Source organism: Alcaligenes sp. SJTW-7 (genome assembly GCF_047716895.1).
Lineage (GTDB): Bacteria > Pseudomonadota > Gammaproteobacteria > Burkholderiales > Burkholderiaceae_B > Alcaligenes > Alcaligenes ammonioxydans.
This window is the reverse complement of record NZ_CP136682.1, coordinates 3,752,482-3,764,552: the sequence shown is the minus strand read 5'-3', so window position 1 is coordinate 3,764,552 and position 12,071 is coordinate 3,752,482. Positions and strand designations below refer to the sequence as shown.

7 protein-coding genes are annotated in these 12,071 nt (G+C 48.8%); 3 read left to right on the top strand and 4 right to left on the bottom strand.

The annotated features are described in order from the left end of the window. Positions 1-176: 176 nt before the first annotated feature. The 3 genes from RSQ48_RS17035 to RSQ48_RS17025 form a co-directional block, all read right to left on the bottom strand. Positions 177-1,178, bottom strand: coding sequence for a DUF4105 domain-containing protein (locus RSQ48_RS17035; RefSeq protein WP_039943142.1), 1,002 nt, complete (start codon positions 1,176-1,178; stop codon positions 177-179). 108 nt (positions 1,179-1,286) lie between these two features. Beyond that, positions 1,287-2,135 carry an archaetidylserine decarboxylase gene (asd, locus tag RSQ48_RS17030; RefSeq protein ID WP_415302009.1) on the bottom strand — a complete coding sequence of 283 codons (849 nt, stop codon included), beginning with the start codon at positions 2,133-2,135 and terminating at the stop codon, positions 1,287-1,289. A 219-nt stretch (positions 2,136-2,354) separates the two neighbouring features. After that, positions 2,355-3,722 (bottom strand): diguanylate cyclase, encoded by a 1,368-nt coding sequence (locus tag RSQ48_RS17025; RefSeq protein WP_003800809.1) that lies wholly within the window; start codon positions 3,720-3,722, stop codon positions 2,355-2,357. A gap of 1,541 nt (positions 3,723-5,263) precedes the next feature. Between RSQ48_RS17025 and RSQ48_RS17020 the strand changes: the two genes are divergently transcribed. Continuing rightward, entirely contained in the window at positions 5,264-6,322 is a 1,059-nt protein-coding gene (locus RSQ48_RS17020) for a metallophosphoesterase (protein ID WP_415302008.1), read from the top strand. 1,167 nt (positions 6,323-7,489) lie between these two features. Here the strand turns inward: RSQ48_RS17020 and RSQ48_RS17015 are convergent. Then, positions 7,490-8,659, bottom strand: coding sequence for a methionine aminotransferase (locus RSQ48_RS17015; protein ID WP_003800812.1), 1,170 nt, complete (start codon positions 8,657-8,659; stop codon positions 7,490-7,492). A gap of 826 nt (positions 8,660-9,485) precedes the next feature. Here RSQ48_RS17015 and mnmG point away from each other — a divergent pair. After that, entirely contained in the window at positions 9,486-11,402 is a 1,917-nt protein-coding gene (mnmG, locus tag RSQ48_RS17010) for a tRNA uridine-5-carboxymethylaminomethyl(34) synthesis enzyme MnmG (RefSeq protein WP_415302007.1), read from the top strand. Beyond that, entirely contained in the window at positions 11,399-12,070 is a 672-nt protein-coding gene (gene rsmG / locus RSQ48_RS17005; protein WP_003800816.1) for a 16S rRNA (guanine(527)-N(7))-methyltransferase RsmG, read from the top strand. The genes mnmG and rsmG overlap by 4 nt, the downstream gene beginning before the upstream one ends. The last annotated feature ends 1 nt before the right edge of the window (position 12,071 follow it).

The window sequence follows — 12,071 nt, the reverse complement described above, 5'->3', positions numbered from 1 at the left end:
CGAGGACAAGAAGAGCCCATTTAAAAAACAATCATTTTTTTATAAAAAAATCCCACTCCATGATTTCTCGCAGAGTGGGATTTTATTTTTTAGGCAATTTACAAATTCGCTCTAATTTTAAGATCGAAATGAATAAAACGTATGTTTCACGTGGAACAAAAACGTCAAAAACAGCCTTAAATAGGGCTTACAAGGGGTAAACCCCGTCGAATCAGAGCAGAAAAATCTTCTCCGGGCTGTTCAGCCAACGCCCGGGGGTTGATATAACCCAATTGCTGCAATTCCTTGAAAGTATGGCCTGGAGCCAGGGCATTCAAACCATACACATACTGTGCCAGATAGCCCGAAGCCAACACCCGCCAGTCCCATGGCACCCCATCCACAATCTTGGACACCATGTCATAAACAATCGTGGTGCAGTTAGCCGTCAAGGTGTTGTAGAAGCGGGGCGCGGTTTGCAGTTGTCGGCCCTGCTCCACGTAAGACAGGAAAAGTGCCTGCATGGCCGGCTTGGCCAATTCCACACTGTACATGTACACGTCCTCGCCTCGAACATTGCTGCGTGTGCGGACAATATCCTGCTCTGTTGCAGCGATCAGGCTCAACTCAAACTCTTTGAAAAATCCGCCTATCGCAGAAAAGGCTTCACCTCGCTCTTTGCGAATCTCTACCGAGAACACCACATGGCGACCATCCTCAAAGCCAAACGACACCAAAGTATGTGCTATGACCGGTCCCATCCAGTAGGAAAGAAACATATCAACCGATTTAAGCGTTTGCAGGTCATAGTCCTGCGTAATCCAGCGCTCATCGAAATCGGTTTCACTGCGCCAATTAAAATCCCGCACATTATGCAAAGTCACCACCGAACCATGGATCTCGCCATAGCTCATTCTGTTTACATCGGTGGCCCACAGTCGCTCATTGCTCGGGACGATACTGCCCCACCAGCCAAGCAATAGCACCAGTCCCAGGCCCTGGGGCACAAAAAAAACGTTCTTGCCGTTGCTCAAGGCATACAGGCTCAGCAAGGCCATCCCCACCCAAACAGACACGAGCATCCAGCGTCCTGCGCCTGCCGGCCATTGAAACAGCAGCGCCAACGCCCCCCAGACAGTCACCATCAAGACCAATAACAGAATCAGTATCTTGATCACCCTCGCCCCCCACCTTTTCATACACACTCCACAAACCACCTGATTTCAAATCACGCTTACCCTGAAAAAAGGGGTAAAAAAAAACCTGTGCCCACTTGAACACAGGTTCTACTCTCAAGAAAACAGGGTTTAGCCCTGATAGCCCATGGCCTGCCCCTGACGAATGACCCCTTGCGGCTGCCAGCTCGGCTCAAAACGATATCCGCTTTCCTTGGGAAACAGCATGACCACAGTGGAACCTAGCAGAAAGCGGCCCATTTCCTGTCCTTTTTCCAGAACAATATTCTGGCCCTCATAATTCCATTCGCGAATCTTGCCGTCACGCGCCGCATTGACAACGCCATGCCAGACCGTAACCATGCTGCCCACCACGGTCGCTCCTACCAGCACCAGCACAAATGGGCCCTGCTCAGAGTCGAAAAAACAAACCACCCGTTCGTTACGAGCAAACAGTCCTGGCACACCACGCGCAGTCGTAGGATTGACCGAGAACAAATCGCCCGGCACATGAATCATGCGCTTGAGTACACCCTGACAAGGCATATGCACCCGATGATAGTCGCTGGGGCTTAGGTACAGGGTCGCAAACAGCCCATCCTGATAACGGGCAGCCTCTTGGACATCGCCCCCAATCAAGGCCGTCGTCGAGTAGCTATGGCCCTTGGCCTGGAACACTTCCGCGCCCTGGATCACGCCCAGTTGGCTAATGGCTCCATCAACAGGGCTGACCAGTGCCGCATCGGCAATAGGTCGGGCCCCGGGGCGCAACGCTCGGCCAAAGAACTCGTTAAACGTCGCATAGCTGGCTGGATCGGAGTTTTCTGCCTCGCTCATATCGACCTGGTAACGATCAATAAAACGCTTGATGACCCAGGTCGTACGTCCGCCCATGGGCCTGGAGGCCAGGCCGCCCAAAAACTCGGTCAATGCCTGTTTAGGAAGTAGATACTGGGGGAAAACAGCCAAACGGGGATGCATAAAATCAGCTCGCAAACAAATCTTGCCTTGGCCATCAGCCAACGCGTTTATGCCATTCAATGTAGTGGGACCCGAGGCCGCTCTTAAGCCGGAGCGGCGTCCTCATGAAACAGCCTTAGGTCAACAGCAAGCCACAAAACGTAGGCAAAAACAAAACAATACGCACTTGTAGCACAGGTTGCCGCCATACGACATAAAAGAGCGGACAGGCTTGTCCTGTCAAACGTACACGACCCGGTCGCGCCCTTCCTCTTTAGCCTGATACAAGGCACGATCAACACGGCGCAGTGTACGTTCATAATCCGGATGACCATCGTACAAGGCCACGCCGATGCTGGCGGTAATAGCCATGCTCTCCCCATCCACGACCCGAAAGGTCTCAGCATGAATGCGAAGACGCAAATTACGGGCAGCACGCATCGCCCCGTCCGCATCCACGTCCACCAGCACCAGGAGAAACTCCTCGCCGCCGAGACGAAATACATAATCACCAGCTCGGGCACTATTGCTGAGTAATTCAGCAAACTGACGCAAGACACGATCGCCGGCATCATGCCCATGCGTGTCATTGACCCGTTTGAAGTAGTCAATATCAACTGCCAACAACGCGAATCGTGATCCACGTTGCTGGGCATAGCCCACCTCACGGCTCAGTACGACGGGCAGATACTTGCGGCTAAGCAGGCGGGTAAGCACATCCCGCCCCGACTCCAGTTCATTTTGCTGCTCAAACAGACGATCCAGGTGCAAACCAATTGCTCGGGTTCGATCACGCAGCTCATGCAAAAGCAGTACCTGACCCTTCGCATCACCTTTCTCAAAGGCCGGCATCAGCTGTGTATCAATCAAATTCATCAGATCCAGGATCTCGCGGCTCTCTACCGTACCCTGAAATGCATGGGCGCCTTTATGTTTGAACCAGATACCGAAATCCGAGTCCCCGATTCGCGGGGCAGGGGTGACGCCATTGTTGACCGCCATTGCGAACATGAACAGGTTCTCCCAATCCAGCAGGGCAGCCCGCTGTCGACCGCGCTCGGCGGCTACGTTCTGCACAATCGCAAACAAACGGTACGACTCCTCCGCGCGAGACTTGCGCTCACGTGAGTTGGCGTAGGCATGGCTCATCAGCTCCATCGCCAGATCAATAAAGTTCTGTACGTACCGAAAACACTCCCAGGCCTGCTCGGAGCTGATGTCCGAGGACTCAAACAAAAAGCGGGCATAGCGCCCCTTGAGCAAACGGGCTCCCCGCAACACCAGGTGCACGGGCACCCCGACCCGGGCATGGACCTCCCCCACCTGGTTCTGCAGCTTGACCTGATCTTGCATGTCACTGTGTTCATCTACGGAGAACAGCTGCACCAACCAACTGCGCAAGGAGCGATGCAAACGCTTGTGTACCTGATCATGCGACAGGTACACCTGCGCGGCAGGGTGCTTGAGCATATGGGTATAAAAGTGGGTCGCAAGCTCGTCCTGGTTATCTTGGGTGATAGTCAGTACGTGAGCGCGAACCGCCGGGGGCACTTTCTGGAGCAAGCCGTGCCAATCCTGAGCGGCTTCTTCGATATTCGGTTGAGACATGAAGTACGGGAAGAGTAGCGAGACGATACTTAAGGATTAAACAGCCTTGGCGGCAATTGTTACATGAGGGCAGATTTCGCGCTATTTCTTATAGCGGTCTGGGCTCCTGGCCAGCAGGAGAATACCCTTGCCTGGTTCAAGGAAAAAACATACCCCTTAAAGATAAGTGGGTGATTCCGCCGAGCAAGAGGGACGCCACCTGTTCACGCACTCGGGCAATCGCCTGTTTCGCCTTACCTTGACGGCGATCTGCGATTCAAACTCAAGAGTTTGTTGGCTGAAACATCTTGAAAGTTCCAACATGGACAGATTGTCCTATCAAAGTAGAGCGTCGACCAAACGAAATTGCCACTTTCGCCAAAAAGCCACGGTTACTGCCCTGGTCCGGATCACGCAATAAAAAAACGCCAGGATTAGGACTGCCTGCCCAGAACAAACACTGATTTTATAATCAGCACTGAATAAATAAACAGATTTATACGGCAAAATAGCCTGTTCCTCGACAACTTATCAGATCGGTCCTCTCGGGTCGGGTCAGGTCAGGTCGGGTCGGGTCGGGTCGGGTCGGGTCGGGTCGGGTCGGGTCGGGTCGGGTCGGGTCGGGTCGGGTCGGGTCGGGTCGGCAAGTAGTTTCCTGCGCAAAACCCAGCCTTCCAACATTTTTATTTGTACTTCAGAATTTTTGCTAATGAGAACAGGTGCTCTCATTAAAAATTTGAAATTTTGAAATTTTGAAAATTAAAAAATAAAAATTCGTTTTCTATAAAAAAATAGAAAACATGAAGACATCTATAAAAATCCTTCTTATTGATTAGCAAGAACATTCACTTTCATAACACGGGAAATAAGATTCTTGACCTAAAAGAAGTCGATTAATAAAAATAAAGCTGAAGAAAAATAACAAAAGACGATACCGGTTCAATAAAAAAAGACCGCACAAGAACTTCGGTTTGATTAACAAAACAACGATCTTGTTTTGAACAAAACCAATAACAATCGTGATATATGAACTTATCCACAGAATGGGATTAAAAAGTAATTCACAATCTTATTAACAAATTCGATTAAACCAAAAATGAAAATATCGTTTCCGACAAAATGGTCGGTTAATAAGAAAGTGAATAGTTTGTGGATATTATAAAGGCTTAATCAGTCCCAGAACATGATGCTGTTGATGGGGGTGGTCTCGTTCACCCCGGCACTTCTCGCCAGGGTGGATTCTGCTTAGAAAACCGGTCGAGGACTGAACAAAAAAGCTATATTTAAGGCTGGGACAGGCGTCTGGCCCCTGTGGATAAGCTCCAAGAGGGGTTGCTGTGGACGCGCTGTGGATGAAAGGGGGATAAGTCGCCTGTTTTTCCAGACCCCAAATGTTGTCCAGTTTCGCTCCACCGTCTTCCTCGGGATGGTGCACAGGTAAAAACAGTCGCTAAGTGGATGAAATTAAAGATAAATTTTAGGCTATGCCACTTATCCACAGACACCCATTATCCATTACCAGTTATATATATAGTTATTGTTAAATAAAGAAGCTTTCGCCCATGCCCAACTTTCTTGTACAAACTTTACCTACTGGTTCCTTAGACATCATTGGTGATGTACATGGAGAGTTCCAGGCTCTACTGCAACTGATCGAAAATTTAGGTTATGAGCCTGATGGCTCTCATCCTGAAAACCGTCATTTAATATTCGTTGGAGATTATTGTGACAGAGGGCCAGATAGCCCAGCCGTAATTGATTATCTTAAGTCATTGATTACAAATAAAAAAGCAAAAGGAATTTTAGGTAATCATGAGATCAACCTGCTGATTGATGATGCAAAAGATGGTTCTGGATGGTTTTTTGAAGAACGGTACCGATCAGACTTAAGAAATTACTCTCCATTCAAACGGGTAAAACCTGAAAATAGAGACGAAATTAAAGAATTTCTACGTACATTACCCATTGTTTTGGAGAGAGATGATCTTAGAATCGTGCATGCAGCGTGGAGTAATCCAGCAATTGATACTCTTAGAGCCGTAAAAAGTGACGATTTTCTTGATTATTTCTTTGAATGCGAACATAAAGCGGATAATTATGCAGAAAAAAAAGGAATTCTAGATAAATATCTGCGTGCAAAACAGGACTGGAAAGAAAAAATTGAAGATCCACACGTTTTGATGCCCTTATTGCAGTCCTATATTGACTACGATTTGCTCAAAAATGAGTTCAACCCCATCCGTTTGCTGACCTCCGGAACCGAAGGCCCTGCTAAACAAGCTTTTTTTGCAGGAAATCGATGGCGTTTTTCGGATCGTACCGCCTGGTGGGACAGCTACCTGGACGACGTTCCTGTGGTTTTTGGCCATTACTGGCGTCAGCTGTTTCCTCAGCCAGTTGCGAAAATGTCTAAATATTCCTTATTATTCAAAGATATAGATCCTTTTTCATGGCACGGAGCGAAGAAAAATACGTTTTGCATCGATTACTCCGTAGGGGCACGCTGGCGCGATCGGCATAAAGCCCAGGCGCCTGAAGACTCCGCTTTTCATCTGGCAGCGTTGCGCTGGCCTGAAAAAATCATCATGACCGACACCGGTTTTACTTACCCCACGCGATAAATAAGGCTTTCCGTGCGCTGTTACAATTTTCTTTTCTGTGGATAAGCTCTAGGAAGGTGATTGTGCACAGCGTGTGGATACATAAGGCATAAGTAGGTACTTCTTCGCGCTCTCTAAAAGTTGTTCCTAAACCATCCACTGACAAGCGTCAGATCTATCCCCGTTAAAAAACAGGCTAAGTACTTGTTTTACCACTCTTAAAAGCACTTGTTCGACTTATCAACAGGCTTTCATCCAATCATCTTAATAAAAAATTTAAGTGCTTGTTATATAAGATAAGTTCAGCGGTACCCTGACCAGGCTCTTACCCTTTGCAAGTCAAAAGTTCTCGACTAAGATGCAGTCCATGAATAAAAATCACGATCTCGCTCAAGACTGGCTTATGCATGTTTTGCATACAGAAAACTGAGCCAACAGGGCTGAAAAATATTTTTCAAGCCTGTTGAGGATCGGCTTTGTTGTTGCCTTCTGAGGCTTTACTGCAGTATGAGAAAAGCTCAAGGAAAGGGTGTTGGCAGCAAAAAGACCTGTTCTACCGATAAAAATTGTTTAGCCAAGTATTTGCTTTGGCTTAGGGAGTTGTTGTGCCTGGAGCTTGTACTAGGTCAATCGTGTTTAGACTTTTGACTTATCCACAATTTGTGGGTAAAGCGTCAGTGGCGGTTTGTCACTTGTCACCTGTGTTCGCTTGAGGTCAGTAGGCTGTTTTTTTACACAGTTACGTAGTTGTGAATGTTCTTTCAATATCGAAATAAGTCATTGTTTTATATCTATATTTTTCTTTTTTGTGTTTATTGCTCCGGTTTCATTCGTAAAGCTTGGACTCGACACGAAAAAGCGACTGTATAGCTTAGTTTGCTTTTTTCTCGGTGAAAGAAAGGCCATAACTGGAGAAAAAATCAGGTTTACCCCCAAAGTTATCAACAGGGGGCTCGTTTGAAGGCTGAGAGGGCTGTTTTACGTTTCTTTATGCATGTGCCACAAAGCGGTGATTTTGTGTTGCGCGCACGAGGTTTTGTGCTTCAAGTGGGGAAGCATGTTTCACAAGGCCTGAGCCGCTCCTCTGCATTTGAAGAGATGAGATTTACTGATGTGTACTTGTCCACAAAAATGGGATAAAAAAAACCGCCTGGCGGCGGTTGGTGGTACGGAATAGTTAACGGAGTGCTAGACCTTCTTTAATCGTTCGATTGCTTGGTCCAGGGTGCTGGGCTGTTTGGCAAAGCAAAAGCGCAGCAAACGATGATTAGCCTGTTCGGAGTGTGGATTCAGGTAAAAGGCAGAGACCGGTATTGCGCCTACACCATAGTGTTGGTTCAAGTATTTGGCAAAATCCAACTCAGGTAGATCTGAAATATTGTCATAGCTGGCCAACAGAAAAAACGTACCTTCGCTGGGCATGGGTTTGAAACGGGTGTGCTGTAAGCCTTGGTGTAAATGGTCGCGTTTTTCCTGGTAGAAAGAGGGCAGGCTCTCCCAGGTAGCAGGTTCTTGCATATAAGTCGCTAGACCCGCCTGTAAAGGGCTGGGAACGGTAAAAACTGTGTATTGATGGATTTTTCTAATCTCTGCACTTAGTTTGGCTGGGGCGCAGCAATAGCCAACCTTCCAGCCTGTGGCATGGAAGGTCTTGCCAAAGGAAGAGACGATCACTGCTCGTTCGGCCAGAGAGGGACGGGTCGCCAAGCTTAAATGTTCTCTCTGATCAAAGGTCAGGTGCTCATAAACCTCATCAGACAAAATAATCAAAGGATGCTTTTCTACAATCTGCTCCAGAGCATCCAGATCCTCTGCTCGCAAAATAGTGCAAGTGGGATTGTGTGGAAAGTTGATCACCAACATGCGTGTCTTACTGCTGATTGCAGATTCGACGCGATCCCAATCTACCCGGTAGTAAGGTACAGCTTCACTTGGTGGTGTCATGGGGACGGCGACAGGAATCCCTCCCGCTAGTTCAATGGCAGGGATATAGAGATCGTAGAACGGCTCGATCACAATGACTTCGTCGCCAGGGTGTACGAAAGCCTGGAAACTGGCCATCAATGCTTCGGTGGCACCGCTGGTAACGGTAATTTCTGTCTCTACGTCATAGCGACGGCCATAGCGTGATTGCGTCTTGCTGGCGATAGCGTTGCGTAAAGGCAGGTAACCTGCCATTGCAGGGTATTGGTTAAGACCATCGAGCATGGCCTGGTGGACGGCCTCAATAAGCGCGGGATCAGGATTGAAATCTGGAAAACCTTGTCCCAGATTGATAGCCTTATGTTCCAGAGCCAGCTGACTCATGGTGGTGAAGATAGTGGTGCCCACAGAGGGGAGCTTGGAGGTAATCTGCATGGGTCTACTGATATAAATAATAAGAATGCACCCGCCCTTTAAATTTTCTGGAAAAAGTGGGGTGGCGACGTATCAGACGAATTCCTGAGGAAAATACCACAGATTTCGTATGGTTCCGTTGATCGTGGAACGGCTTGGCTGAGCTGTTTTTACACATGAATATAGCGGGTGCCTATATAGGCCCTGCTTTTCGCTTCTTCACGTTTTTACTGCCTCTTGCAAAGTCCTAGATAACGCTCCTTTTTTTTTGGGATTTTTTCAGCATCGCCGTGCCCCACGGATATGACAAGGAGAATAAATCTGTGTACCCGCTTTGTCTGTTTCCCTTTTTGCTTGCTCATAGGACGTTTCACAGTGAGCTGTTGGAGCGGGAGAAAGGGAGTAGCGGTAGTGCCGTTTCGTTCAACAATTGCCGAGATTTTATGGTTGTTTCACGTTGGAAGCACTTAGGAAGACATCAGGCGATATTTCATCTTAGGGTTCTGTTATCCACAATTTTGCCACCTGACAGTCAAGCTTCTATACCCATGAGCTGGAGTAGCTGCTCAGATAGCTACTTTTAAGAGATTTAAGAGTGACAAGCCCGCCTTTTATGGCTTCGCTCCATAGCGTCATCCCCTCGAGGATTGGCTTTGGAGCGTTGCTCCGCGTCTCTTGGTCAAGTCCGACTTGAAAAAACGGCCTCTTTCTCCACAAAGTTATCCACAGTGGTATTTACGCAAAAAAGTGTGTTCCACGTGGAACAGATCCAGATTCCATGTGTTTCACGTGGAACATACCTCGCTGGTAATCGTATAATTGATTTTTATTTTTTAGCTGTTCTGACATGATTTATCCCGAAGAGTTTGACGTTATTGTCATAGGCGGCGGACATGCTGGTACCGAAGCGGCTTTAGCGGCAGCTCGAACCGGCGTGTCTACCTTATTGCTAACCCATAATATGGATACCTTGGGACAGATGTCCTGCAATCCTTCCATCGGCGGGATTGGTAAGGGCCATTTGGTTAAGGAAGTAGATGCATTGGGCGGGGCAATGGCTTTGGCTACCGACCGCGCAGGTATTCAATTTCGCACCCTGAATAGCTCCAAAGGCCCAGCGGTGCGTGCTACTCGTGCACAGGCGGATCGTTCCCTGTACCGCAAGGCTATTCGGGAGGTTCTGCAGAATCAACCCAATTTGATGGTGTTCCAACAGTCGGTCGAGGACCTGATTGTGGAAGGAGATCGGGTGGTCGGTGCCGTGACCAAGATTGGCTTGGAGTTCAAGGCCAAGTCCGTGGTTCTGACGGCAGGTACTTTTTTGAATGGTCTGGTCCATGTGGGCCTGAATAACTATTCTGCCGGTCGGGCAGGGGACCCCCCTTCCATCAGCCTGGCGCATCGCTTGCAGGAACTGCAACTGCCCCAAGGGCGATTGAAGACAGGAACCCCTCCGCGTATTGATGCCAATACCATCGATTTTTCCCGTCTGGAAGTTCAGCCCGGCGATAGTGATCCCATTCCGGTGTTCTCTTATATGGGGGATGTTTCCATGCATCCCCAACAGATGCCGTGCTGGATTACGCATACCAACGAGCGTACTCACGACATTATTCGCTCGGGTCTGGATCGTTCGCCTATGTATAGCGACCAGGGAACGATTGAGGGAATTGGTCCACGCTACTGTCCATCGATCGAAGACAAAATTCATCGCTTTGCGGACAAAAGCAGTCATCAAGTATTTCTGGAGCCCGAAGGGCTGAGCACCACCGAGATTTATCCAAATGGTGTTTCAACTAGCTTGCCATTTGATATTCAGTTAGCTATGGTGCGCAGTCTGCCTGGCTTGGAGAATGCCCGCATCATGCGCCCAGGCTACGCGATTGAGTACGATTATTTCGACCCTCGATCCCTGTATCCCACGCTGGAGACCAAGCAGATTCGTGGCTTGTTCTTTGCCGGTCAGATCAATGGTACGACAGGTTACGAGGAAGCCGCCGCTCAGGGCTTGTTGGCGGGGGTGAACGCGGCCCGTTTAGCCCAGGATAAAGAGCAATGGTACCCTCGTCGTAATGAGGCTTATCTTGGCGTCTTGGTTGACGACCTGATCACTCGCGGTGTCACCGAGCCTTACCGCATGTTCACTTCACGTGCTGAATACCGGTTGAGCTTACGGGAAGATAATGCCGACCAGCGGCTGACCGAAATTGGTCGTGAACTGGGCCTGGTGGATGATGCTCGGTGGGACCATTTCAACCGCAAGCGTGACGCTGTCGCACGTGAAATTGAGCGTTTGAAGGGAACTTGGGTGAACCCTCGCAGTCTGCCTTCTGAGCAAGCCCAAGCACTGTTAGGTAAAAATATCGAACGGGAATATTCCTTTTTTGATTTGCTCAAGCGGCCTGAAGTGGACTATGGGAAGTTGATGGCCGTACTGAACGACCAAGGACTACCCGTAGCGGGACCAGGCTTAGAAGATCCAGTTCATATTGAACAGGTGGAGATTCAGGTTAAGTACGCCGGCTATGTAGCGCGCCAGCAGGATGAGGTGACGCGACAGGCAGCCCTGGAAGAGCAGGGTATTCCAGAGGATCTGGATTATGACGATATCAAAGGCTTGTCGATCGAAGTTCGCCAACGGTTGAAGGCGGCTAAGCCATTGACGATTGGACAGGCCGGACGGGTTCAAGGTGTGACTCCCGCCGCGGTTTCATTATTGTTGGTACACCTGAAACGCAAGCAGAAAAGCAAGCAATCGGCATGAGTGATATGTATTCAAAACGTCTGAATCAGGCCCTGGTAGATCTGGGGCTTGATCAGGACCCCGTACTGGTGCGCAAGCTGCTCGACTACATCAAGCAATTGCAGCGCTGGAACCGTACCTATAATCTGACCGCCTTGCGTGACCCAGATCAAATGCTGGTGCAACATATTTTTGATAGCCTGTCGATTGTTCGACCGTTTCAGAATTATCTGGCCAGTAAAAATCTTCCGACTCAGGAAGCGGTTCGGATTGTAGATGTGGGATCGGGGGCAGGCTTGCCAGGGGTAGTTTTGGCTGCCTCATGTTCCACGTGGAACATTACCTGCATTGATGCGGTCGAGAAAAAAATGGCATTTGTCCAGCAAATGGTTGGGGCATTGGGTTTGCCCAATTTATCAGCCATGCATGTACGGGTAGAGCAGCAGGAACCTTTGCAAGCAGATATCGTAGTTTCCCGAGCTTTTTCTTCGCTGCTTGATTTTGTGAATTTGGCAGGTAGGCATGTTCGTCCAGGTGGGCGCATTGCGGCTATGAAGGGTAAAGAACCCGATCTGGAGATAGCTGCCTTGCAATCCGAAAGCAACTGGCAGGTCGAACGAATTGAATCATTAACCGTACCGGAGCTAGAGGCACAGCGTTGTCTAGTGTGGTTGGTGCAGCAAGGATAAT